The sequence below is a fragment of the Companilactobacillus formosensis genome, from assembly GCF_005405305.1.
Taxonomy (GTDB): domain Bacteria; phylum Bacillota; class Bacilli; order Lactobacillales; family Lactobacillaceae; genus Companilactobacillus; species Companilactobacillus formosensis.
In genome coordinates this window covers 51,276-75,967 of sequence record NZ_BJDU01000009.1, presented here as the reverse complement: position 1 = coordinate 75,967, position 24,692 = coordinate 51,276, and the positions used below count along the sequence as shown (strand labels likewise).

The 24,692-nt window shown below is 35.4% G+C and carries 22 protein-coding genes; 3 read left to right on the top strand and 19 right to left on the bottom strand.

Annotation, left to right across the window (positions count from 1 at the left end; translation table 11 throughout):
• Positions 1-11: 11 nt before the first annotated feature.
• From FFM65_RS10450 to FFM65_RS10380, 15 genes are all read right to left on the bottom strand, one after another.
• Positions 12-2,537 (bottom strand): ABC transporter permease, encoded by a 2,526-nt coding sequence (locus FFM65_RS10450; RefSeq protein ID WP_119318689.1) that lies wholly within the window; start codon positions 2,535-2,537, stop codon positions 12-14.
• A gap of 11 nt (positions 2,538-2,548) precedes the next feature.
• A complete protein-coding gene (locus FFM65_RS10445; protein ID WP_119318688.1) occupies positions 2,549-3,250 on the bottom strand; it encodes an ABC transporter ATP-binding protein in 702 nt (233 codons plus the stop codon).
• A gap of 125 nt (positions 3,251-3,375) precedes the next feature.
• A complete protein-coding gene (locus tag FFM65_RS10440) occupies positions 3,376-5,313 on the bottom strand; it encodes a M13 family metallopeptidase (RefSeq protein ID WP_119318733.1) in 1,938 nt (645 codons plus the stop codon).
• 437 nt (positions 5,314-5,750) lie between these two features.
• Entirely contained in the window at positions 5,751-6,215 is a 465-nt protein-coding gene (locus tag FFM65_RS10435) for a universal stress protein (RefSeq protein ID WP_119318687.1), read from the bottom strand.
• Between the two features lie 15 nt (positions 6,216-6,230).
• Complete coding sequence (locus tag FFM65_RS10430) at positions 6,231-7,451, bottom strand: carboxylate--amine ligase (protein ID WP_119318732.1); 1,221 nt, start codon at positions 7,449-7,451, stop codon at positions 6,231-6,233.
• Positions 7,452-7,867: 416 nt separating this feature from the next.
• Positions 7,868-9,031 (bottom strand): BspA family leucine-rich repeat surface protein, encoded by a 1,164-nt coding sequence (locus tag FFM65_RS10425; protein ID WP_255311503.1) that lies wholly within the window; start codon positions 9,029-9,031, stop codon positions 7,868-7,870.
• 641 nt (positions 9,032-9,672) lie between these two features.
• On the bottom strand, positions 9,673-11,592 hold the full coding sequence (asnB, locus tag FFM65_RS10420; RefSeq protein WP_119318685.1) for an asparagine synthase (glutamine-hydrolyzing): 1,920 nt from the start codon (positions 11,590-11,592) through the stop codon (positions 9,673-9,675).
• A gap of 14 nt (positions 11,593-11,606) precedes the next feature.
• Complete coding sequence (locus FFM65_RS10415) at positions 11,607-12,776, bottom strand: metallophosphoesterase family protein (protein ID WP_119318684.1); 1,170 nt, start codon at positions 12,774-12,776, stop codon at positions 11,607-11,609.
• A gap of 116 nt (positions 12,777-12,892) precedes the next feature.
• Positions 12,893-13,417 carry a GNAT family N-acetyltransferase gene (locus FFM65_RS10410; protein WP_119318683.1) on the bottom strand — a complete coding sequence of 175 codons (525 nt, stop codon included), beginning with the start codon at positions 13,415-13,417 and terminating at the stop codon, positions 12,893-12,895.
• A 61-nt stretch (positions 13,418-13,478) separates the two neighbouring features.
• Positions 13,479-14,156, bottom strand: a complete 678-nt coding sequence (locus FFM65_RS10405) for a hypothetical protein (RefSeq protein ID WP_119318682.1) — start codon at positions 14,154-14,156, stop codon at positions 13,479-13,481.
• Positions 14,153-14,968, bottom strand: coding sequence for an ATP-binding cassette domain-containing protein (locus tag FFM65_RS10400; RefSeq protein WP_162897990.1), 816 nt, complete (start codon positions 14,966-14,968; stop codon positions 14,153-14,155). Before FFM65_RS10400 ends, FFM65_RS10405 begins: the two co-directional genes overlap by 4 nt.
• Positions 14,968-15,456, bottom strand: coding sequence for a hypothetical protein (locus tag FFM65_RS10395; protein ID WP_119318680.1), 489 nt, complete (start codon positions 15,454-15,456; stop codon positions 14,968-14,970). The genes FFM65_RS10400 and FFM65_RS10395 overlap by 1 nt, the downstream gene beginning before the upstream one ends.
• 39 nt (positions 15,457-15,495) lie before the next feature.
• Positions 15,496-16,041, bottom strand: coding sequence for a DNA-3-methyladenine glycosylase I (locus tag FFM65_RS10390; RefSeq protein WP_119318679.1), 546 nt, complete (start codon positions 16,039-16,041; stop codon positions 15,496-15,498).
• Positions 16,042-16,096: 55 nt separating this feature from the next.
• On the bottom strand, positions 16,097-16,567 hold the full coding sequence (locus FFM65_RS10385; protein WP_059074597.1) for a universal stress protein: 471 nt from the start codon (positions 16,565-16,567) through the stop codon (positions 16,097-16,099).
• A 79-nt stretch (positions 16,568-16,646) separates the two neighbouring features.
• Positions 16,647-17,759 carry a glycerate kinase gene (locus FFM65_RS10380; RefSeq protein WP_119318678.1) on the bottom strand — a complete coding sequence of 371 codons (1,113 nt, stop codon included), beginning with the start codon at positions 17,757-17,759 and terminating at the stop codon, positions 16,647-16,649.
• A 63-nt stretch (positions 17,760-17,822) separates the two neighbouring features.
• Here FFM65_RS10380 and FFM65_RS10375 point away from each other — a divergent pair, with 63 nt between their 5' ends.
• Positions 17,823-18,626 (top strand): tyrosine-protein phosphatase, encoded by an 804-nt coding sequence (locus FFM65_RS10375; RefSeq protein ID WP_119318677.1) that lies wholly within the window; start codon positions 17,823-17,825, stop codon positions 18,624-18,626.
• A gap of 246 nt (positions 18,627-18,872) precedes the next feature.
• On the opposite strand, the gene FFM65_RS10370 is transcribed toward FFM65_RS10375, so the two are convergent.
• The 3 genes from FFM65_RS10370 to FFM65_RS10360 are packed head-to-tail and all read right to left on the bottom strand — an operon-like array spanning position 18,873 to position 21,500.
• The gene (locus tag FFM65_RS10370) at positions 18,873-19,628 is read right to left on the bottom strand and encodes an ABC transporter ATP-binding protein (RefSeq protein ID WP_119318676.1); all 756 of its coding nucleotides are present in this window, start codon (positions 19,626-19,628) and stop codon (positions 18,873-18,875) included.
• A complete protein-coding gene (locus FFM65_RS10365) occupies positions 19,576-20,523 on the bottom strand; it encodes an ABC transporter permease (protein ID WP_119318675.1) in 948 nt (315 codons plus the stop codon). Before FFM65_RS10365 ends, FFM65_RS10370 begins: the two co-directional genes overlap by 53 nt.
• Before the next feature lie 11 nt (positions 20,524-20,534).
• Positions 20,535-21,500, bottom strand: a complete 966-nt coding sequence (locus FFM65_RS10360) for an ABC transporter substrate-binding protein (RefSeq protein ID WP_119318674.1) — start codon at positions 21,498-21,500, stop codon at positions 20,535-20,537.
• A gap of 773 nt (positions 21,501-22,273) precedes the next feature.
• Between FFM65_RS10360 and FFM65_RS10355 the strand changes: the two genes are divergently transcribed.
• Positions 22,274-23,479 carry an MFS transporter gene (locus tag FFM65_RS10355; protein WP_119318672.1) on the top strand — a complete coding sequence of 402 codons (1,206 nt, stop codon included), beginning with the start codon at positions 22,274-22,276 and terminating at the stop codon, positions 23,477-23,479.
• A gap of 50 nt (positions 23,480-23,529) precedes the next feature.
• Positions 23,530-23,919 (top strand): winged helix-turn-helix transcriptional regulator, encoded by a 390-nt coding sequence (locus tag FFM65_RS10350; RefSeq protein WP_119318671.1) that lies wholly within the window; start codon positions 23,530-23,532, stop codon positions 23,917-23,919.
• A 93-nt stretch (positions 23,920-24,012) separates the two neighbouring features.
• Here the strand turns inward: FFM65_RS10350 and FFM65_RS10345 are convergent, their stop codons facing one another.
• Positions 24,013-24,198, bottom strand: a complete 186-nt coding sequence (locus tag FFM65_RS10345) for a hypothetical protein (RefSeq protein WP_119318670.1) — start codon at positions 24,196-24,198, stop codon at positions 24,013-24,015.
• Positions 24,199-24,692: the final 494 nt, after the last annotated feature.

Here is a 24,692-nt window from a genome sequence, read left to right as displayed (position 1 = left end):
AATACCCTCAATCATTCATTAGATTTCAATGCACCAATCATATCGATGTGTTGTAGTTTCTTATGCGTTACCAACATGACAATTGCTGTAAAGACAATCATCAATAACGTTGCAACCAAATAGCCAAACCAACTGATGGTCAATGGGAAGATAACTTGTTCTGTAGCTGCTTGATTCAAAATATAAGCTGTCAGTAAGTTACCAACGCCATAGCCAACAATGATTCCGACAATAGTTAAAATGATATTTTCACGCACGATGTACATTGTCACTTCATTATTATAAAAGCCTAAGACCTTGATTGTCGACAACTCTCTAATTCTTTCGGAAACATTTATGTTAGTCAAATTGTACAAGACAACAAATGAAAGAATTCCTGACAAGAGAACGAAAATCAAAATAATTGGCTTCAACGATGATGACATTTTTGAAACAGTACTCAAGACATCATGCGTATAGCTTGTTCCCATGACTTCACCTGAATTTAACAATTTATTAGCCAAATTTTTACGCTGGCTCTTAGTCTGAGATTTCAAGTGCAACAGCAAAGTATTATCGGATGCTTGTTTGCCAAAGGTCGTTTGATACATATCGGGACTGAGATAAATAAAATGCCCAATAAAGTTTTGCGTGATAGCTTTTACTTTGACCGTAACCTTCTTGCCATTCGTTACATTGAGATGGATTGTATCTCCCTTTTTAACATCTAATAATTGAGCTGTTTTTTTCGAAAGTACCACTTGATGTTTCTGCAAATTAGTTCCTAGATGAACGTACTTATCAAAATCACTGACTGATTTAGGTGTATAAACGTTAACATCATTGACTTGTTGATTGTTAGCCTTCAGTTTGGCCGTCGTTGAATTAATAATGGTACTACTTATATACTGATCATTTTGATTCAAAATTTTTCTTACTTTACTTAAATTACTATTGTCATTCAATTTTACGACCGCTTGATAATCAAATATCTCCGAATATTGCCGATTGCCGCTGGCTGAAATAGAATTCTGAATCCCAAATCCAGTCAAAATCAAAGCTGTCCCACCAGCAATTCCAATAATCGTCATAAACATTCTCGACTTAAATCTAAATAAATTACGATAACTGACTTTACTATTAAAACTCAAATGATTCCAAAGTGGCTTAATTCTCTCCAACAAAATCTTCTTAGCTGACTTAGGACTCTTAGGACGCATCAACGCAGCCGGGCCTGCAACAAGCTCTTTTTTAATAACAATGATTGCAGCACCTAAAGTCGCCAACAATGAAAAGATTGTCGCAATTAAAATGACCCACCACTGTAAATCAACGACCCAATCTAAGGCAATGTATTGCTTATATAAGGCTAAAACGATTCGTGGCAGAGTCTCATTACCAATGATTGATCCTAAAATAGCCCCAATTAAACCAGCCGAAATCGCATAGTAATAATAATTACGTGAAATTTCCCATTTAGTATAACCAAGTGCTTTAAAAGTACCAATTTCACTACGAGCTTCTTCGACCATTCTAGTAATCGTGGTAAAAGTTATTAACGCCGCAATTAGGAAGAAGAAAACTGGGAAAACATTAGCGATAGCAGCGATTCGATCAGAACTTTCTCCATAAGCAGAAAATCCGGATAAATCTTCACGTGTTTGCCAAGTATATGAAGTCTTAGATTGCTTCAATACCTTGGCTCGAGCAGAATTTAACTTAGCCAATTGTTCACTGTAAGTTTGAGGATCAGCAGCCTTTAAAGGTTCTATTTGTTGTTTTTGACTATTGATTTGCTTCAAATAATCGTTTGCAACCTCATTTGTTCTTTGACTGGCACGACCATTAAACTCATGTTTTAATACCTTTAATTTTTTATTAACGGCTTTTTTATAGGATTTACTAAAAGTATTTTTATCCTTCAATGAATTAAAATGCAAGTTCAAGACTGTTCCAACAGCCATATTTAATTGATTCTTGGGTACATAAGCGAATAACTGCACTTGCCCATCTGCAATATTCGTTGAACCACGTGATTGATTATCAATGTATTGTGGCGAATCAGCGAAACCAACGATTTTATACGACCGTTTCTTTAAACCAGCACTACTAGCAAATTTAAATGTTTGTCCTAGTTTATAGTCATATTTGTTTTTAGCATTTTTATCTAGAACAATTTCGTCATTATTTCTAGGCAGACGACCACTACGCATAATCAATTGGTTTTGTTTAGCATTTTCGTCATAGCCATACAAAGCCACAGCCACCTTGCTTTTTCCACCAATGACATATTTAAATTTAGTTGCTTCAACCTGAGCTCCGGGAACCTTTTTAGCCAAATCAACATCCGTCTGGTTAAAACCGGTAGTCGATAAAACTTGGATATCCGATAAATTCTTATCCGCAACCGTCTTATTCAGAGAATCATTCAAACTAGGACCAGCAGCTTTAACACCGACAAAAATCAAAACTCCCAGCATAATAATTAAAATGATGGCAATAAAACGTCCCTTTGAATGTTTAATGTCTTGAATCATATTTTTAGATAATGGTTTCATTTAATCATCACCTACCATTCAATGTCTTTGACAGGCATAGGATTAGGATTATCTTCAATTGATTGAACTTTAGCATCGTGAATTCGAATGACTCGGTCAGCCATCTTTGCCAAAGCCGAATTGTGCGTGATGACGATGACAGTTTTATTATCCAAATAACTGGCATTTTGTAATAATGTTAAAACTTGTTTACCTGTTTGATAATCTAGGGCTCCGGTTGGCTCGTCACAGAGCAATAATTTAGGATTTTTAGCCAAAGCTCTAGCAATAGCCACACGTTGCTGTTCCCCACCAGATAATTGTGATGGGAAATTATCGATTCGATCTCCCAAACCAACTGCTTTTAAGGTATCTGTGGCATCCAAAGCATCTTTGACGATAGCCGAAGCTAGTTCTACGTTTTCTTTAGTAGTTAAATTAGGTATTAAATTATAAAACTGGAAAATAAAACCAACATCATTACGACGATAAGTTGTCAGCTCTCGTTCGGAGAATTGGGCAATATCTGTTCCATCAATAACGACTTGACCTTCACTTGGTGTATCCATTCCACCTAAAATATTTAAAACAGTTGATTTACCAGCACCACTAGGTCCCAGAATAACTGTCAGTTTTCCTTGTTCAACATCAAAAGAGAGCTTATTATTCGCATAAATAGTTGTCTCTCCCATTTGATATCGCTTTGATTCGTTCCTGACTTCAATATATGCCATTATCCTCACCTTTCCTCGATAGTAATATTATAAAGGAAAACGAATACATCATTAAGGTAAAAACATATAAATTAATTCATAAAAAAAGCAAACTCCCTTTTCAGAAGTTTGCTTTTAAATTATTTCTACCAAATATTTACACGTTTATCAGGATCTAACCACATACCATCTTGATCAGTTACATCGAAGGCATCGTAGAATTCATCCATATTTTGTGCCATTACGTTAGCACGAAGTGGTGCTGGTGAATGAACGTCAATTGATAAGAACATTTCTGTTAGTTGCTTAGTTGACTTGTTTCTCCAGACACGAGCCCAGTTAATGAAGAATTTCTTCACGTCAAAGTCGCTTTCTTTTTTAGCAGCTTCAAGGGCACAACGAAGTCCTCCAACATCGGCTACGTTTTCACTAACAACTAGAGTTCCGTTAACTTTACTACCAGCGTAAGGAATGCCATCGAATTCTTCAATCATCTTCTTAGTCAATTCCTTAAACTTAGCGTAATCGTCTTCAGTCCACCAGTTGTTCATATTACCGTATTCATCGAATTGAGCACCATTGTTATCAAAGGCATGAGAAATTTCATGGGCGATAACGGCACCGATTCCACCGAAGTTTTCACTACTTGTTTGGTCCAAACTGTAAAATGGTGCTTGTAAAATTGCAGCTGGGAAAGTGATGTCATTTCTTGATGGATCGTAACAAGCGTTAACCATGTGTCCTGGCATCAACCATTTAGTACGGTCGACTGGTTTGTGATATTGATCCAAAGCATCTTGAGCGACAATTTTTCTAATTCGAGAAACGTTATCGTACAATGAATCATTTTCATTGATTTCAAATTTACTGTAAAGGTCATCAATCTTGTCAGGGAAACCAACCTTGATGACAATCTTATCTAATTTAACAATAGCTTTTTTCTTAGTATCTTCACTCAACCAAGTATTTTCTGAAAGACGTTGTTCGTAAATTGAAATCATCTTTTCAACCATACTACGAACATCTTCTTTGGCCTTTTCACCGAAGTATTTCTTACCATAGTAAGTACCAACAACTTGTGAGAAAATACCAGCAGCAAAGTTGTAAGCATACTTAGTTCTATTTTGAAGTTCCTTGGCACCACTCAAAGCCAAGTTGTATTCACCGATTGTTTGACGGAATTCCTCATCAAGAATTGAAGCATTCTTAGTTAAGAATTTAACCATCATCCAAGCCTTGATATTTTCAAAAGTATCGTCATTGACTAATTTGTTCAAATTGTCCAAATATCTAGGTTCTTCAATGATAACTTTCTTTGGTGTGTCATTGATTTGGTCAACTATTAAACTCTTCAAGTCCAATTTATCCGATTTCTTAACGAATTCATCGAAGTCCATTGGATTGTATACTTTAGTATAATCAGCCCATTCTTCAGAACTCTTTACGATTGGAACTAATGACTTATCAAAAGCTAACGCCTTTTCAACGATTTCTTTAGCATCTTCTAGCTTGTAGCCAATCATTGAAAGCAAACGTCCAGCGACTTCACCATACTTAGCCAACAAGGCTTTTCCGGATTCATTACCCTCATCGTAATAAGTCTTATCGGGCAAAATCAAACCAGCACCAGCCACATAAACAACATTCTTAGATGTGTCCTTCATATCAGCTTCAACACCGATATCGATTGGCAATGGAAAACCATCTTTAGAAAGTGAAGCGATATCTTTACTAATATCAGCCAAACTCTCTAAATCATTGATTCGTTGCATATCTTTTAGAATTGGTTGTTGGTGGAACTTACTCAAATGATCAACGTTGTTAGCCAAACGATACAATTTCACCGCTTGCAACATCAATTCATCAGGAATTTCATTTTCATTATTTGCAAATTCATGGAAGTCTTTCATTAATGACTTTTCAACACCCTCATCAAGGTCCATAAATCCACCTGTACGTGACTTATCGGCTGGAATCTTAGCATTTTCTTGCCAAGCACCATTGACAGCCAAGTACAAATTATCTTTATAATCGGCTGGTTTAGCATCAATCATATCCCCTGCGCCACCGATAACTTTACTCATTAACAATACAATTCACCGCCATTATTTTTGATTCTCTCTTAAGATTGACTAGTATTACACTGCCGTCGTAAGTGAAGTGTTTTATTTCAAGCAATTGAGAAACAAAAAATAAAACCACCATCTAGTCCGGAATAGCAAAGAAAATTGGCTCAGCTGTGAAATTTCTCTTGGCAATTTATTGCCTAGTGAAAGGTCGAGCTTGAAGACTTTGCCCGGTTTTGGTCTTAGCAAAGGCTCCAAGTCGTGCCCACAGCGTTCCAGCCAAATTTTCTTTGCTATGGAGGACGGAATATTACACAAGTCAAGGTTTAAAAAGAACTTTTAATTTTAGAAACTACTATATCACTCTTTAGATTCTATTAAAAAAATTATGTTTATCCAAAAATAGTGGACTATCTGATTGATATGTCCACTATTTGTTATTCATTTTTATAAAACTATCTGATTACACTAACCGAACACTTAGCGTTGCTGACGATTTTAGAAGCTTGAGAGCCAATAGTATTACGACCACGATTCTTTTCTTCAACACCGACAATTACTAAATCTGGTTTAAAACTTGGAATTACTTCATCAACGATAGTAGTTGCAGGATTTCCTTCAGTTACCATCAAGTGAATATCTTTAACTCCATACTCTTGAGCTTTTTTGCCATATACGGCTAATAACTTCTTGATTTGTTCACGACGATCTTTCAATACATCTGGATCGAGAGATTGAAAGATGTTTAGGTCGCCTGTTTCCAACACTGATACGATTCCTAATTCTGAACTGTGGTGTCTTGCCATAGTACATGCATAGTTAAAAGCATTCTTTGATGAAATAAAATCATCTGAATCCACGCAAATCATAATTTTGGAATAGTCTACTCTTTCAACTTTGTAATCTCTTAATTCATCCATCTATAATTCCTCCAGTTATTTAAAGTCTCGTCCTTTATTTTCTTGGAAGTACTTGTCGAATCTCTTTACATAGTTGTGGAACATGTAAGTCAATAGTAACCAACGTTTGAATGACTTATCTTTGTCATAGAAAACAGTTGTTCCGATACGATCTTGTTTGATCAATTCATCGGCATACTTAGTAGCGTCGTTTTTGGCAGCATACTTATTGAAGACTTTAACTGGAACACCCAACCATAATTTGTGTTGAGCTTTATTTTTGTTGGCATAAACTGTTGGTTCATTTTCCAAAGTTCCTTCAACATAATCTTCAACAACGTACTTAGCCAAATTGTAACCATTCAAAGTAACGAAGAAACTACTTCTACCTTGACGTAAATTAATTTCAAAGAACTTGAAAGTCTTATCACGAGAGTCATACTTCATATCGAAGTTAGCATAACCTGTGAATTCGATATCTTCAAGGAACTTCTGTACACGATCATAAACATCTTGATTAAATTCGGGAATGATAGCCACATAGTTACCGATTGATTGTGGTGTAGGATCTTCCAAAATTGGATGTCCTAAACACATCATCTTCACATGGTGGTCTTGGTCAACATAGGCATTCAAAACACGCATGTTGGAATCATCACCGGGAATAAAGTCTTGAAGGATCAAGTCAGATTTATAACCATTATCATAAATCTTACCTACGATACTCATATATTCATCTTGAGAGTGAATTGTGAAAGCCTTTTTACGACCTTCAAAATGGATATCTAACCATTCAACACTGTTAGCTGGTTTCAAAGCCACTGGGAAATCAAAAGGTACGTCTAAGTCCTTTTTGTTTTCGTACATATCTTTAGTGATGATTTTTGTAAGTGGATGTGGCAAACCATGCTCATCCGCAACATGATAAAAACTTTCTTTATTATTTAATGATTTCAATAAATCATAATCGACATATGGGCAGACAAAAGTCTTAGATAATTCTTCTTTATGCTTGCTAATAAGTTCTGCATAACCATCCCCGCAACCAATCAAAATAACTGGTTCTTCATGGTCTTGGTATTCTTTAGCAATCTCACGCATTTTTTCGATAAAAACAGGGTCTTCAGAAAATCCTGGGTGAAGAGTTAAGCTTAAGATTTTTGTATATCTTGTAGGTGCCAATTGGATATCGGCATAGGCCTTAACAGTGCCCCCATATAGTTCATGGAAAGCACGAGCCATTCCGTAAACATTCATATCACTACCTAATAAGATAGGCGTGAACTTTTTTCCTGATTCAGTTTCGATAGGGATCAACCTCTTACTATATTAATTCTATTTTTAATTTTTCACACATTTCAAACAAAATTATACCATAATCAATTTATCACAACGAGACAAGCTTATACATTTAATTATTCAGGCTTATTCTTTTCTTAAATAATTGAGAACAAATAGCTCAACCACAGCCTTAAATTGATTTTGTGATATCTTAAACTAATATCGATATTTGGCATAAAAATTTATTTTATAGTAACGTCATAACGCCAATATCAGCTTATTTTGTCTCCGTCATATATGCGTTATCTTAACATGATTTACAGAAAAATGGCACCTACTCAGAAAATAGTTTTCGGACTATATCTAAACAAGTGCCATTCAATTTTGAATTATTATTGGCTAACAACATCAACTTTTTCGGCATCGACAAATTCATTCTCATTAATTTGATAATACTTGTGATGATTCAAATAAGCAATATTTTGTGCTTTCCAAGTACTCAATGCACCTAATCCACGATTAGTCAGCATATCCATACGGCAATCAACTAAATTAGTAATAACGACGTCTTTAGTCTTTAGAGTGGCGTCAACTTTTTCACATTCAAAAACTTCCGTAGCCTTAATCCATTCGTGATCAGCGGCTTGATAATATTTTTGACCGTCAATCACCCAAAGTTTTTTACTCAACCAAGTTTTCCCGCCAATAAAACTCTTATCAGTCGTCAATTCTTCATTGTCATCAAAGATTTGAGCATGTTCAAGATCTGGATAAACCGTTATTTCTTCGTTAAAATCTTCGACCATTCCCTGAGTTTGAACTTTAGTTTTTACCGGAGTATACGTAACAACATCTTTACTAGAAAGCTTATCTTTTAAGGCCATTACTTGTACTGTCTTTTTAGCAGTCTTATAACCGGTCTTTTGTGGAACTGGTAATTCAAAAGTACTGCCAACAAATTCTGGTTGGATATCAACTGGAACTTCAACGACCACATCACTGCCAAGATTATTGTTGATTTTCACAGTCATTGGACCATGATATTCCTCATCTGGTTTAACGATCCATCTACCTTTATCTGCTTTACTCAAAAGTTCACTGGAATTAATGCCGTCAACAGTAGGTTTAGGATTATCTCTAGTTCCCGTCCCTATGTCGATCCAAGTTTTTTCGGGCATTTTCAAATCTCGTGGTTGATTAGGAACTACGAATTTATCACCAAACTTAATTGATTTTAATTCATCCGAAGATTTGAACATGTCTGTCATATCTTTGACTTTAGTCGTATCGAAATTTGACAAATCTAATTCTTCCAAAGTTTCACAACCACTGAACATACCCTGCATATCAGTGACTTGACTAGTATCAAAGCTGGAAATATTTAATTCTTTCAAGTCGCGACAGCCACTGAACATCTGGGACATATCTTTGACTTGTTTAGTTTTAAAACTGGATAAATCTAACTTCTTTAACGAATGACAATTCAAAAACATTTGACTCATATTTTTAACTTGACTAGTATCCATATTTCCTCCCCCATTTTCTAATTTTGGAATCCCCTGAAACCACTTCCAAATTAAAATTAACGATTACACTATAACAAATTGTTAAAACTTTATATTATTTTTAGTAATATTTTTATTATTTCTTAATATTGAATGGACGTTGATAGAACTGCCGTCGTCCGCAAAAGCCCTGTGATTGGCTGGAACGCTGCCGGCACTATTTCGAGCTTTTGCATGGACCCAAAGACGCAAAATCTCAAAACTAGGCCTTCTTGTAAGTGCTAAAGCACTAACAAGAATCTGGCGGCTGAGCCATCACAGGACTCTTGCTCCCGACTAGATTTCAATTTCTATTCAAATAGAATTAGACGCATACTTCTTTAATAACAGTTCTATTTTGTAGTACCAATTCAAAAAAAGAAGATATTACTAAACTTGCAGCAATATACCGCAATTTCAATAATATCTTCTATTAATTTTCTAAAGTAACTTAGTATAAAGATAGAAATCACCATCTAGTCCGGAATAGCAAAGAAAATTGGCTCAGATGTGAAATTTCTCTTGGCAATTTATTGCCTAGTGAAAGGTCGAGCTTGAAGACTTTGCCCGCACTTGGGCTTAGCAAAGGCTCCAAGTCGTGCCCACATCGTTCCAGCCAAATTTTCTTTGCTATGGAGGACGGCAATTTACGTCTAAGCGTTTTGTTCGACTTTTTCTTCAGGTACAACAACTTGTGGATCAACATCTGGCTTCTTACCATTGTCGATAAAGTAAACCTTGTACCAAATCAAGAATGTATAAATTGTCCAAACCTTACGACGATCATCGTTTTCACCACGATAACAACCATCAAGCATCTTCAAAATAGCATCTTGATCGAAGAATTCGCCAGCAAAATCAGCACTGAACAACTTGCGGAAATCTTCATAAACTTCTTTAGTCTTGATCCAGTCACGAATTGGAACTGGGAATCCTAGTTTTTCACGTTTTGCCCATTCATCTGGTAAAGCACGTTCAGCGGCAACACGCAAAGCATACTTACTATCTTTACTGTTCAAAAGATACTTAGTAGGAATGCCTGAAGCTACTTTGGCCATTTCCTTATCTAGGAATGGTACACGCAATTCCATTGAATTAGCCATACTCATACGATCAGCTTTCAACAAGATATCGTTTGACATAAATTGGTGAAGATCAAGATATTGCATCTTCTTAACTTCATCATCGTAGCCACTAACTTTGTTGTAGCTTCTCATAACGATGTCTTTAACAGAGCGTGATTTTTCAAATTCTGGTTTAACTAAATCAGCAGCTTCTTTTTCAGTGAAGATCTTAGCTTGACCAATAAAGAATTCTTCAGCTTTAGCTGTTGATTCATACAAGTGCAAACGTCCTGGGAAGTTTGGCATCTTCTTTAATCCATGAGCCAACTTGTATTTCACACCCTTAGGCAACTTCTTCAAGTCTTCAGCAACGACTCTAATGACCTTAGAATGTGAATGGAATCCATAATTGGCATAGCCGGCAAATAGTTCATCGGCTCCTTCACCAGATAGGATTACCGTGACATCTCGACTTGCTAATTTAGTTAAGAAGTAAAGTGGCACACATGAAGGATTAGCATCTGGCTCATCCATGTAGTATTGGATCAAAGGAATAGATTTGATAGCTTCTTCCTTAGTTACGATACCACGAGTATTTTCAAGGCCTAATTTGTCAGCCAAAAGTTTAGCAGCACTACCTTCTTCATAAGTACTTGTATCAAAATCAATTGAATAAGTGTGTTGTGGTTTCAAAATTGCTGTAACATAACTTGAATCCACACCACTGGAAAGTAATGAACCAACTGGCACATCACTGATTGAATGTTCTTCAACTGATTCGTGCATAGCTTTATCAATTCTCTTAACTGTTTCTTCAAATGACAAATGATTCTCTTTGAATGTCATATCCCAGTATTTCTTGATACTCAACTTACCGTTCTTGTAAGTAAAGTAATGACCTTCAGGAATTCTGAAAACGTTCTTAAAGAATGTTTCGTGTAGAGCTGAGTATTGGAAAGTTAAATATGGTTTCAAAGCAGCTTTATTTAATTCTTTTTTAAAGTTAGGTTCTTTCAAGAAAGACTTGATTTCTGAACCAAAAATAAATGTACCTTCACGATTGTAATAGTACAGTGGTTTGATACCAAAGAAATCTCTAGCACCAGTAATATCACCAGTCTTCAAATCGTAAATAGCGAAAGCAAACATACCACGAATTTTCTTCAAGAGGCCTTCAATGCCCCATTCTTCGAAACCGTGTAGCAAAACTTCAGTATCAGTTTCAGTACTGAAAATATGTCCGGCTTTCTTTAATTCTTTTCTTACATCTTTATAGTTATAAATTTCACCATTAAAAATAATGGCTTTAGATCTATCTTCGTTATAGATAGGTTGCATACCACTGTTGATGTCGATGATACTCAAGCGGCGAAAACCAAATGCTGTATCACCTTCAACCAATTCACCCGAACTATTTGGACCACGATGCTTGATCGTTTCCATCATAGCTTCGATGACAGGCTTCTTGTCTGCAATATTCTTATCAACGAATCCGACAATTCCACACATAAAATAATTCTCCCTTATATTTCAAAGCTTACATACCTTGTTGCGGCTCCGTAACCAAAAATCTGTAAGCGCAGTTTGTTCGGGTCGATATTAATGAAATACCCTGATAATTCAGAAATCTCATTATATCGTCTGTCCCATTTCTTGTTATAGTCAGTTGTTAGTCCGTGTTTCTTTCCCATAAGGGCCGAACAATTTAATATTATATGATTAATTTCAGAAACTTTGTAGTTTTTTTCATAATGCATATGGCCACAAATATATGTTGTTATCTTAGAAATGCCGGTAGCAGAGAAATCATAGCGAATATTTACTCCAAAATCTCCTGTTAATTCATTTTTTAATTGTCCAGTCTCTTTATTATTAAAAGCGACTAATAACTGTTGAACTAGGTCACCGTTAAAATTCAAAGCACTGCGTCCAGAAGGACTAACTATATTGGCATGTCCCATCACAACTACATGTTTGTCGACAGTTCTTTGCAAAACGGTGGTCAAATCCTCTAATTGTTGCTCTCTGACCCCTCGAACCTTCTTAAAGTCATATTTCTTAGAACCATTACTAAGAATATAAGGAATATCACTAGTATCGATGAAGATGATTCGTACATCACCTTTATCGAACCAACCCACTCTAGAAACGGGATTCAAACGTAGAATCTCAGATTGTTCAAAATCGTACTTTGTTACTAATGAATCATAATCATCTCGGTGAAATGACGCTGACTTGAAAAAGCGATGTTCATCATATTTGTCATTTTCATCATGATTACCCTCAACGATAAAAAATGGTGGCTTACTAGCTTGATAATTTTCAACCGCAAACTTCAACAGTCCACGACTGATTTCGGGCTTGTCACTACCATCCATCAAGTCACCTAAATGGACATTAAGATCTACTCCAACGTCATTGCTGACCTGATTTGCTTCAATTATATGCCTCATGCCATTGATTCCATAATAAGAAGCACTGACTACGGCCTTGGCATGAGTATCAGTTAGAACAGAAATTGTCACTGTATCGTCGTTAACGTTTGGTAAGACATTGGTTTTATAAACGCCCTCAATATAATCAACGACGAACGGTCTTGGTTTTAATCTTCTCAAAAAGTTCTCAGTTTGAGTCGAAATAAATTCTGAAGGTCTAGGTGATAGCACCCTTCTAGCAACATTATTAAATTTCAATTTCGCATTCTCCTAATATCCAATACCTTGGAAAAATATATTAAAAAAACCATCTTAACGATGGTTAATTATGGCTTAATTATATATCAAATATATGAAAAATAATCTTTCTACGCTTATTTCAAAAGAATTTGATATGCCAATCTGACACCTTTATCTTCGTCCATCGTAATCGTGCCTTTTTCTTCAAAACCATTACTAGTAATGATATGTTGCATTACTAAATTGTCAGGATGAGTATCGATTCTCACATCACGATAACCTAAGTAATAAGACATTGTCATTAATTGTTGGATCAAAGCTGCACTAAGATGTTCTCCTTGGTGATCTGCTTCAATAGCTATACGGTGAATAATTGAATACGTTACATCGGAATCATCATCCCATGAACCAGAATTCATATCTTGATAATTTTTATCATAGCCTTGTTGTAAAGCTGCACTCCCTACGACACGACCATTTAATATCAAAACAAAACTGATGCCTTCTTGAATGTCTTGTTCAAGGATTTCTTTATTTGGATAACCTTGTTGCCATTGATCAACGCCTCGGTCTTTTAAGGTCTTCTTAGCACTGTCAATAATATCAATGATTCTTGGTAGATCATCAAGCTTCGCCTGGCGCAAAAAAACGTTACTCATAAAAATCCTCCTTGTTTATCCAAAGTATTAAAACAGAATTTACTATAACATTGCAATACTTTTATATGCTTTTTCTAGTTTTTTTATAAATTAATCCACTTATAAAAAATAGAATTACTGCATATAATAATGTCTGCCCAGCCACTGGCAAAAGTCTCGTTATTGAAGAAGTATTTTGCAAAGTTATTATTATTTTTGATAAAGGAGGTAATAGCCACTCCACTGCAGTCAAAATACCAACGACACTGCCGGAAAACGCTAGATAAGTAAAAATCAACACGCCAATTTGGCCAACTGTGGAATGACTATACCATTGAGTTTGAAATAAAGTAGCAATTCCACTGCCTAAAAATCCAACGCTGAAAAGACTTAAGATTCCAACAAAGTCTAAGAAAATATTACCATCTAAAATTAAACTAAAGATAAAAATCAAAATACTCGAAAACAAATTTGTTATGACTGCAACTAACAATTGACTCAACCAATCAGCCCAATGACTGTTGATTTTTTGTTTCAAGTATTTGTTCTGTTGACTGTCATTGTAGTAAAGATTCATAGTCGAAAAAAGTGACAGGAGAAACATTGCTATTAACAATAAACTAAATTTTTTTAAATTACCAATTTCTAACAGATGATCGACCAACAATCCAAAGACAATGATTGAAAATAACATCGTTAAATACAAAAAGTTTTGAAAATATAACTGTAAATAACTTTTTAAAAGAATTCTTACTTTCAATTTTCCTTCATCCCTTCAAATTGATAATTTAATTGAATCATCTTGTCTAAAATTGCTTGCCGTAATTTTAATGGAACCTCTAGTTCAATTTGATTGTCTTGATTAGATACTAAAAAGTTCTCAATATCATGCGTGATTGCCTTTGAATTAGGATTAACTCGAAAAATCAACAAACTAAGCGCGGTATCTTCTCTGGAATTTTGAACCTTCAAATCACCATCTAATAAGTAAAGTTGATCAAAATTTGTGGCGATTTTTTTATCAAACTGTGTAGCTGACAAAATCACGCCCGAATTATTACTCTTTAAATCCATTATCAAATCTAGCATCTTTTGAATAGTTTTTTCACTTTGAAATGCGAAGGGTTCATCTAAAACTAAAACATTGGGGTGTCCAGCTGCGGCAGCTAAAAAGTCTACCTGTCTTTTTAAACCGAGTGACAATTGATTAACGGGCGTACTTAAATAAGGACTCAGCCCCATGAAAGTAATCATACCTTGAAGTTGATCTTTACGAACAGCCAAATTTTTGGACAAACGTCTCATATCTTCCAAATATTTTCCGGTACTTTGTTCAATTATCTGAGGATTTTCCTGGGGCAAATAACCGATCCTAACACCCGGTGTATAGTCGATCGTTCCACTATCCGGTGTTTTGTTGTTCACAATTGCTTCTAAAAGTTGCGTTTTACCACTACCATTATCGCCGTTGATACCAATTACTTCATTTTGAGATAAAGAAAAAGCTACATGCTTAAATGCAAAGTAGCCCTCAATTTGCAATGACAAGTCATTGACTGATATTAATTTCATTATTGCCATTCCTCAATAGCGTGAGCTGCTAATCCAATTGATAGGATTGCATCTTTAGAAATAGAATTTCTTACATCGGCGACGATAGTATTATCATAAACAGCACCAATAACAGTAAAAGAATAGTTGACCAAATTGATGTCAGTTTTAACTTGATATTCTTTTTCTGCATATGGGTCTTCATGATTGTACGTAAAATTAATGTCGTGTCCCTCAAGTGAACCGTCAACGTGGTTTACTTGTACACGATCATGTAATTCACTTAACTTTTGATCAGGGTTTTGCAATGTTAAACGATGGTCAGACTCGTTTTGATAGTAGTCATCTTCAGTCATATCAAAATATTCTTTGATAGGCTTTCTTAAAACTTCTAGTGAGTCCAAAATATCGTAAACTTTTTGAGCATCAAATTTTTCTGATTTGTCTTCAATTTTTTTTCTGTTTGTATAAAGCCAGTCGGCCAAAGTGCTAATAGTTTCAGAATTCATAAAAATTATCCTCCGTCTTCAATACCATTATACTAATTTTTACTTAAAATCACAGGAATCTAAGTGGTCGTTAATAACCCCAACTGCTTGCAAAAAAGAATAAACAATCGTAGGTCCAACGAATCGAAAACCACGTTTCTTCAAATCCTTGCTAATTCTTTGCGACAAATCAGTCTGTGCTGGCATTTCATCCATATCACTATAATGATTAATTATCGGTTTATTATCAACAAAATTCCAGATATAATCCGAAAATTTTTCTCCATTTTGATGCATTTTTTCAATTATTTGAGCATTATTAATAGAAGAATCGACTTTAAGATGATTGCGAATAATCCCCTTATCTTGCAATAATTCTGATTTTTTAGTGTCTGTATAGTGAGCTACTTTATCGATATCAAAATTATCATAAGCTAGACGATATGTCGTTCTTCGCTTAATAATCGTCGCCCAAGATAATCCAGCTTGAGCACCTTCTAATGTTAACATCTCAAAAAAATAAGTTTCATCGTGATTAGGTTTTCCCCACTCAGTATCGTGGTATTGTTGCATTTCTTTAGAGCTATTAGCCCAGTTGCATCGCATATTTCTTCTCCATCAAAAAAGCCGGCTATTTGCCAGCTTAAATTTATAAATCTAATTAAATCTTATCGTTGTTAGTATCAGTTCTAACGATGATAACGTCAGTTCTAGCATTTCTTGTAACGTATTCAGAAACTGAACCAACTAGCAATCTAGTTACAGCATTCATACCTGTTGAACCAATCATAATCAAATCATTTTCATATTCTTCTACGAATTCTTGAGAAATAACTGTCTTTGGTTCCCCAAAACGAACGTGAATAGCAATGTCATCTTCGTTGAAACCATTCTTAACAGCACCATCTTTTAATTCGTTAAGATACTTTTGGGCATCTTCGGATAGTTGGTAAATCACATCTCCGTTAAGCATTCCACCATGTAATCCGATGAATTGTTTGGTGTCCAGAACAGTTAACACATCTAGGTGTCCACCATTCATTTGTGCAACTTTTACGGCCTTTTTAAAAGCCATTTCAGCTTCTTTTGATCCATCTACCGGAACCAAAATCTTCTTATAATCTTGTTCCATAATTTAATCCTCCAATGCACTTAATAGATTCCTTTGTTTTTAGATTAATGCATTCAATTATATTATTCAATAAATTGTGTCATTTTAATGCCAAAAGTGTTCTTGTTAATTGATTTGCGACTGATTCATAATTTTCAAAAATAGTAATTTCATCATCATACTCTGTCATTTGTGTAGAAAAAATACCTGTGAACATCTGCTCGTAATTTTGAAAATTATCAACAAAATTATTACACAAAACAAAAGTTGGAATTTTCTCATCTCCAGCTGTTCGACTTAAATGATATAAAATATCATCATTCATCGAATCACCAGATATTTTATCAGTAGCAGTAATTAAAATGTCTGCTGTCCGAATGATAGAATCCATCCCTGTAACCTTACTGACCCACTCAAATGATGATCGCAAAATACGTGCATTAATCATTGCAAACGCCCCTGCCAATGTCTTGATCGAATCAGAATGTGGCATCGGGTGTATATCTAAATTATACTTCTGATTTATCTTTTCGCTAATATAAACTAAATTATCTTCTAGAAATCCTTCTTGAGCTTCGTTGAGATATTCAACTTTATCGCATAATTTATAAGAACTGGAATAATTTAGCAATACGGTAATTTTAGTCCGATTACCTAATAATTCAAAAGCATCCTCTAAATCGATTCTCTGAGCGCTTATCAGTGGATTTTCACCTTCCGGAACTAAATCCCCAGCTTCATCATAAATTTTAGCACCTAAGGCTTGTAGAGCTCCTAAGCCACCATCAGCTATGGCTGTCTTACCCAAACAAATCACGATATTTTTTAATCCACTCGTAACGGCATCGACTACCAATTCACCCATACCATAACTTGTAGCATGGAACAACTGATCTCGGCTTTTATTTTTTGCTAAATCTACTCCTACGACTTGTTCAGAATCGATAATCGCGGTATCTTGACTATCAATATTAGTAACTAAATAGCGGCCAGTTTTTTCCTCCCAAAAGGCATCAAAAAGCGACAGTTTGACCCACTGGCCACCAATAGTATGCTTAACTAATGCTGGCATTCCATATTTACTGTCAGTTACTGGCATGGTCACAATTTCAGCACTTGGCAAAGCGCGAGAAATGCCACTATAAATGGCTTGGCCAATTTTTTTGGAACTAATATTATCATTGTATTTTCCGGGCGCAATAATGAACTTCATTATGAGGATAACTCTTCCTTTTTGTTATAATAGTACGTAGAAAAATATTGAGAGGTAATTAAGATGGCTAACGATAATGAACGTGTTTTAAACCTTGAAAAAGGCGTTAATTTCCGTGAACTTGGCGGCTATAAAACTAGTGATGGCAAAACTGTTAAATATCACAAGATATTAAGATCTGCTGGTTTAGCCGATTTGACTGATAATGATTTGAAATTTCTCAAGGATTACGGTCTAAAGATCGATGTTGACTTCCGATCTAAACAAGAAATTGACAAAAAACCTGACAAACGTCCTGATGGCGTTCGTTACGTTTGGGCTCCAGTATTTAAAGAAGATGAGACAAAATCTTCCGAAGTCCAAAGTGAAGGCTACATCCCTGAAATTGACGGTGATCCAACTGATGGCTATGCCCACATGATTGCCGTTTACCGTGATATTATCACAGGAGATTCAGCAAAGGCAGCTTATCGTAAATTCTTTAATCAATTATTACTAAATACTGGTAAAGATGAATCATTGATTTTCCATTGCAGTGCTGGTAAAGATAGAACCGGCATGGGGGCTGTTTTCTTCTTACAAGCTTTAGGAGTACCATTTGAAACTATCAAGTCAGATTATTTATTGACTAACAAGGCCAACAAAGAATACGTTACGGATTTACTTTCCATGTTAAAGGAAAAAGGCTACACCGATCCTGATGTACTTAGTTCAGTCCACGACTTAATGACCGTTCATACTAATTATTTAGCCACAGCCATGAGAACTATCGACAAAGAATACGGTAACATAGATAAGTATATCAAAAACGAACTGGGGGTAACTGACTCAGAAATCAATAGTTTGAAGAAGATTTACCTCGAATAAATTTATTCTTCCAATTTTTGAAACATTAGCATCATACTTTCTTCACATTTACTCGTTATGATGTACTTGTAAGTTAAAGGAAATCAAAAAGCTTTAACTTATCCCCCCTATAAATAATCTTCATATATATAAATTAATGATTCTCACTAAAACATAACAGAAAAAATCCATCCTTCCCCCCTGATAAATGGATTAGAATCAAAAAGCTAGTTACTGATCTCTACTTCAGTAACTAGCTTTTTTTGTTTAGGCGAAAGCTTCTAATAATTGTTCTTTATTTAGATTTTGTTTTTCGATACCTTTAACATCCAACTTAATCTGACCATCTTGAACCATGATCAAACGATTACCGTACTTTAAAGCATCGGACATCTTATGCGTAATCATCATTGTCGTTAAATGTTTTCTCTGCACCATTTCGTCGGTAATTTTCATAACTTCTTGACTAGTCTTAGGATCAAGTGCAGCCGTATGTTCGTCCAACAATAGTAATTTTGGTTGGCTCAAAGTTGCCATCAACAATGACAAAGCTTGTCTTTGACCACCGGAAAGATATTTTACTTGAGTGTTTAAAAAATTCTCCAATCCCATATTCAAAGTCTGTAAAAGTTCTTGATATTTTTCAACATCATTCTTTTTCTGATACCAGTGTAAATTGACTGTATTCGTATGACTTTGAGCTAAGACTAGATTTTGTAAAACAGTTAAATCTCCAGCAGTTCCCATTTTAGGATCTTGAAAGACACGTGACATCCAACGAGACCGATAAGCGACTGATTTTTTGGAAACATCGTGGCTTGCTAAATCAATCTCTCCGCTGTCAGCTGACAAAGTTCCGGCAATCGTATTTAATAATGTTGATTTACCAGCTCCATTGTTACCAATCACGGCAATGAAGTCGCCCTCGTCCACTTGTAAATTAATATTTTTTAACACGTGACGTTCATTTTCAGTCCCGGGAAAGAATACCTTTTGTAGATGTTGCACTTGTAGAACTTTCATCGTCCGTTGCCTCCATTTGTTGTAAGTATTTTTTCAATTGACGCTTCGTTTGAATTTTGTTTTGAATGATTGGCACACAGATGACGATTACCAAAATAATAGCTGATAAAATTTTCAGATCATCGGCTGGGAAACCTAAACTCATCGCCACAGTTAGCAATAACCGATAGACAATTGCCCCAACGACCATTGCTATTAATCTAGTTAAAATATTGTGACCACGTAAAAAGATTTCGCCTACTAAAACTGAAGCTAAACCGATAACGATCGTACCAATTCCCATTCCAATATCAGCGTAGCCATTACTCTGAGCAATTAAAGCACCAGATAAGGCAATCAAGCCATTAGAGATCATGTAACCGAAAATTATCATTCCATCGGTATTTATCCCATTGGCACTCGACATTTCTTTATTGTTACCAGTTGCCATCAACGACAAGCCTAGTCTAGTTTTGAACATCAAATACAATAAAATCACAACTAGACCGGTAACAATCAATCCTAAAACAATCGTTTGAATATCTAAGTTCCAACTTGGCAAATATTCTGTCAAAACTTTCTCATTTAGTAATGGAACATTTGATTTTCCCATAATGTGCATGTTGACTGAATACAAACCTGTCATTGTTAAAATTCCTGCTAATAGTGAAGGAATGTGTAATTTAGTGTCTAATAGTCCTGTAATCAATCCTGCTAAACAGCCAGCTAGAAATCCTACTAATGATGCCGTAATAGCCGATTGACCTTTTAACATCAAACTAACTGCAACTGCAGCCCCAAAAGGAAAACTGCCTTCAGTCGTCAAATCAGGAATATCTAAGATTCTAAATGTGATGAAAACACCGATTGCTAAGGGTGCCCATAATAGTCCTTGTCCAAGACTTGAAATAATCATAAGTTTACCTCCTAAGGTTGTTTAATTTGATCAGGATTTAAGCCAATTTCTTTAGCATAAGCTTTGTTAACGTAGAGTCTCAAAGTATGTGAAGTTTCAACAGGCATATCTTGAGGTTTCTTTTTGTCGATCAAAATTTTATAAGCCATCTTAGCTGTCTGTTTGCCAAGATCTTCGTAGTTGATTCCATAAGTGGCAGTTCCACCATCTTCCGCCATTTCAATCGATCCCGTTACAACTGGAAGTTTAGCTTCACGAGCCTTTTTACCAATAGTCTTCATAGAACTAGCCATCAGATTATCAGTTGGTAGATAAATTCCGGATACCTTGTCAGCCATTCCAGAAACGGCACTGGCAACATCGTTGGTGCTAGTTACACTGACGATATTTAATTTCAAATTGTGATTCTTTGCGTATTTTTTAACCATCTTGATTTGAAGTACGGAATTTTCTTCTGATGAATTGTACAAAACTCCGATTGGCTTATTGTTCTTAGTCAAAGTCGTCAACAATTTCACTTGTTTATCAACTGGTCCAAGATCCTTAGTTCCAGTGACATTAGTATCAGGTTTCTTATCTGATTTAACCAACCCGGCACTTTGTAAATTAGTAACCGCCGTTACTACAATCGGTGTTGACTTAGTCTTCTTAGCAAGTGCTTGAGCTGATGGCGTTGCGATTCCTAAAATCAAGTTGTTTTTCTTTTGTGTTAATTGTTGCGCCATTGAGTTCAAATTAGATTGATCTCCTTGAGCATTTTGATAGTTGTAATTTACTTTAATTGATTTATCGTGTTTTTTAATTTCTTGATTGAGTTCTTGTTTGAAACCTTTTCTAGCGGCATCGAGTGAACCGTGTGGCACAATTTGTAAAATACCGACATTCAATTCCTTACTTGATGCTGAATTACTTGAACATCCCACTAAAACTAAAGCCACCATGGCAATTGTTAATAAACTGATAATTGATTTTTTCATTATTTAATCCTCCCGAAGTATAAAAAAAACCAGCTAGATTCAGATTAGAATCTAACTGGTTTCAATACACGGGCCCGAAATATTTTCTCCAGATAGATTCAACCCTGTATCTATCTGGCTTCTTAAACATGCTTAAAAGCTTTAGCCATTCGATAGATACGAACACGTACGCGTCCGTATCCAATCAAAGGATACAAACGCTATCTAAAGAAAAAGCTAAAGGCAAATTGATTATTCAAATGTGAGTGTTGATTATTAATTTTCATAATAAATTTCCTCTTTTCAATTTACAATGAATAGTAAAACATTTAAAAATTAGAATGTCAATAAGTTTATTAAAACGTTTTAATTTCAATTGGTGTAAGATTCCGTCCTCCATAGCAAAGCAAATTTGGCTGGAACAATGTGGGCACGACTTGGAGCCTTTGCTAAGCCCAAGTACGGGCAAAGTCTTCAAGCTCGACCTTTCACTAGGCAATAAATTGCCAAGTGAAATTTCACATTTGAGCCAATTTGCTTTGCTATTCCGGACTGGATAGTAGTTTCTATTTTTATGTAAGTTATTTCAGAAAATTAATAGAAAATATCATTGGAACTGTAATATATTGCTACAAATCTAGTAATATTTCCTTTTTGCGGACGACGGCATCCCTAGAAGAATACATTAGGTACTTTTTGGTGCCTACAGCACTTTATAGTGCGTAATTGTTTATTTGTCTCAACCCCCTATACTGGTACACATACTCAAATTTTAACTATAGGGGTCAGAAATTATGAACAAGAAAATATCATCTACATGGATTCTTTTGTCACTAGCTATCAGTGCTTTTGCCATTGGATCAACAGAATTTATCAGTGTAGGGATTATGCCATTACTCACTAAAACCTTTGGCATTTCTCTTGCACAAGGAGGTCTGACTGTTTCCATTTATGCAACGGGAATTATGTTTGGTGCTCCAATTTTAGCTTTACTAACTAATCGTTGGGATCGTAAGAAATTGCTGATTGGTATCATGATTAGTTTTATCATCGGTAATACTTTGGCAGCTTTAGCTCCTAGTTTTGCGATTCTTTTAGTTGGGCGTGTCATTGCTGCCTTATCACACGGAATTTTTATGACGATTGCCTCTTTGATTGCCGCTGACGTGGTAGCACCGAATAAGCGTGCTTCAGCGATTGCTGTTATGTTTACTGGATTAACAGTTGCTACTATCACTGGTGTTCCGATTGGGACATTTATTGGAAATACATTTGGTTGGCGTCTATCGTTTTTCTTCTTAGTAGCTTTAGGATTAGTCGGTTTGATCACCAATATCGTCCTTGTACCAAATGAATTACCATTACCTAAGCCTACTAGTGTCAAAGGTATCTGGAGAATTTTAAAGCAACCACAATTACTTTTGATTCTTTTAATTACAGCTTTAGGTTATGGAGCAACTTTCCCAGTTTACACTTACCTTACAACTATCTTGAATAAAAATATGAATTGGTCACAAAATGCTATCGTCATCATTTTGATTTTTTACGGAGTAGCCGTGGCAGTTGGTAATACTTTGGGTGGTAAATGGGCCAACAAACGTCCTTTACCCGCTTTACTCAAAATGTTTGTCGGATTAGGTATTGCTTTAATCGTAACGAGATTCTTTATCAATCTTCATTTCTTAGGACTTTTGGCAGTAATGCTATTAGGACTATTTGCTTTCATGAACGTACCTGGATTACAACTTTACATCGTGCAATTAGCTGAAAAATATACACCCAACGAAGTTCCTTTAGCTTCAGCTTTAAATATTTCGGCTTTTAACGTTGGGATTACTTTGGGCTCAACAATTGGTGGACAAGCTGTTGCTCACAGTCAATTAGTCAACACTCCTTGGTTGGGCGTTGCCATGCTCGTTGTAGGTATTTTACTGATTGGCATATTAATCAAAATGGAAAATAACGTCAAGGTCGAAGATTTAGACTTAGAAAATTGCTAAGAAATATTGGTGGTGGTAGAATAACATTTACTTAACGGAGGAAAACTTTCATGAAACAAGCTATTTATAATATCGGGGTTGAAAATACTATGAGAATTATCGGTGGCAAGTGGAAGCCTATCATCCTCTGTCACTTAAAACATGGCAAAATGCGGACTGGTCAATTACGCCGCGCCATCCCTAATATCACGCAAAAAATGTTGACGCAGCAATTACGAGAACTTGAAGATGACGGTATCGTTGCTCGTAAAGTCTACAGTCAAGTTCCCCCTAAGGTAGAGTATTCACTGACAGAATACGGCCACTCACTCAACAAAATTCTTGAAGAACTTTGTGTCTGGGGTGAACAAGATATCGACCGTCGCAAAGCCAATGGTGAAAATATTATTCTTCTAAACCGCGAAGACGTTGAATATGACAAATTGCCTTACGCAGACTAAAAAAGCTTGAGCTCATTGCGAGTCCAGGCTTTTTTTTACAAAAAAACAGATCTCAAATTGAGATCTGTCAGCATATAATTTATTACGGATTGATTAATCAGTAAATTTGAATGTATGTTTCTTTGAAATTCTATCTTCTGAGTAGACAGCCAATGCAACCGCTGCTAGAGCAACTGCTGGAATGGTGTATCGACTTTGCAAAACGAATAACATCATCAATAAGACTGCGACCACCGCCATTAGTGCTACTTTCATGAATTTTACGTTTCTTGTTGTCATAACATCCACCCCTTAGTGTCTTTTTCTTTTTTTCCATAGATGACAATACCATGCTAAAAAAGGTTTGACAACCCCTTTACACCGGCGTTTAGACGACTATTTACAACTGTCATTTTCTTTCTAATAAACCGAGTGGCACTCTTAAAATAAATTAAAGATTTCTTACTACTGGCAGTATGTTTTTGAAAATCGTTCAAATTATTTTGAAATCTTTTCTTAGAATTCTTAAAACTAAATTTAGACAATTATTTTTAAACTTATTTATGTCACAAACACTGATATGCCGGTCTTTGTGGACAGTTGTTTATTGATTGTGAACAGTATTATTCGATTTATATTTTTAATTTTTCTAATATATTTCGACTAAGGATACCGTCGTCTGCAAAAAAAAGATACTACTAGAACTACAGCAATATGCCGCAATTCTAATAATATCTTCTATTAACTTCTGAAGTAATTTATATAAAGATAGAAATCACTGTCTAGTCAGTAAC

Excerpts from the sequence above, each read along its gene's own strand:
- asnB (WP_119318685.1), bottom strand. The coding sequence starts at position 11,592 with ATGTGTGGAATTGTCGGATTCGTTGATAAGAATATTGCAGACAAGAAG.
- FFM65_RS10395 (WP_119318680.1), bottom strand. The coding sequence starts at position 15,456 with ATGAATTCTGAAACTATTAGCACTTTGGCCGACTGGCTTTATACAAAC.
- FFM65_RS10440 (WP_119318733.1), bottom strand. The coding sequence starts at position 5,313 with ATGAGTAAAGTTATCGGTGGCGCAGGGGATATGATTGATGCTAAACCA.
- FFM65_RS10380 (WP_119318678.1), bottom strand. The coding sequence starts at position 17,759 with ATGAAGTTCATTATTGCGCCCGGAAAATACAATGATAATATTAGTTCC.
- FFM65_RS10445 (WP_119318688.1), bottom strand. The coding sequence starts at position 3,250 with ATGGCATATATTGAAGTCAGGAACGAATCAAAGCGATATCAAATGGGA.
- FFM65_RS10450 (WP_119318689.1), bottom strand. The coding sequence starts at position 2,537 with ATGAAACCATTATCTAAAAATATGATTCAAGACATTAAACATTCAAAG.
- FFM65_RS10350 (WP_119318671.1), top strand. The coding sequence starts at position 23,530 with ATGAAACAAGCTATTTATAATATCGGGGTTGAAAATACTATGAGAATT.
- FFM65_RS10400 (WP_162897990.1), bottom strand. The coding sequence starts at position 14,968 with ATGAAATTAATATCAGTCAATGACTTGTCATTGCAAATTGAGGGCTAC.
- FFM65_RS10430 (WP_119318732.1), bottom strand. The coding sequence starts at position 7,451 with ATGAATGTTTACGGAATGGCTCGTGCTTTCCATGAACTATATGGGGGC.
- FFM65_RS10370 (WP_119318676.1), bottom strand. The coding sequence starts at position 19,628 with ATGAAAGTTCTACAAGTGCAACATCTACAAAAGGTATTCTTTCCCGGG.
- FFM65_RS10360 (WP_119318674.1), bottom strand. The coding sequence starts at position 21,500 with ATGAAAAAATCAATTATCAGTTTATTAACAATTGCCATGGTGGCTTTA.
- FFM65_RS10355 (WP_119318672.1), top strand. The coding sequence starts at position 22,274 with ATGAACAAGAAAATATCATCTACATGGATTCTTTTGTCACTAGCTATC.
- FFM65_RS10390 (WP_119318679.1), bottom strand. The coding sequence starts at position 16,041 with ATGCGATGCAACTGGGCTAATAGCTCTAAAGAAATGCAACAATACCAC.
- FFM65_RS10365 (WP_119318675.1), bottom strand. The coding sequence starts at position 20,523 with ATGATTATTTCAAGTCTTGGACAAGGACTATTATGGGCACCCTTAGCA.
- FFM65_RS10410 (WP_119318683.1), bottom strand. The coding sequence starts at position 13,417 with ATGAGTAACGTTTTTTTGCGCCAGGCGAAGCTTGATGATCTACCAAGA.
- FFM65_RS10375 (WP_119318677.1), top strand. The coding sequence starts at position 17,823 with ATGGCTAACGATAATGAACGTGTTTTAAACCTTGAAAAAGGCGTTAAT.
- FFM65_RS10435 (WP_119318687.1), bottom strand. The coding sequence starts at position 6,215 with ATGGATGAATTAAGAGATTACAAAGTTGAAAGAGTAGACTATTCCAAA.
- FFM65_RS10385 (WP_059074597.1), bottom strand. The coding sequence starts at position 16,567 with ATGGAACAAGATTATAAGAAGATTTTGGTTCCGGTAGATGGATCAAAA.
- FFM65_RS10345 (WP_119318670.1), bottom strand. The coding sequence starts at position 24,198 with ATGACAACAAGAAACGTAAAATTCATGAAAGTAGCACTAATGGCGGTG.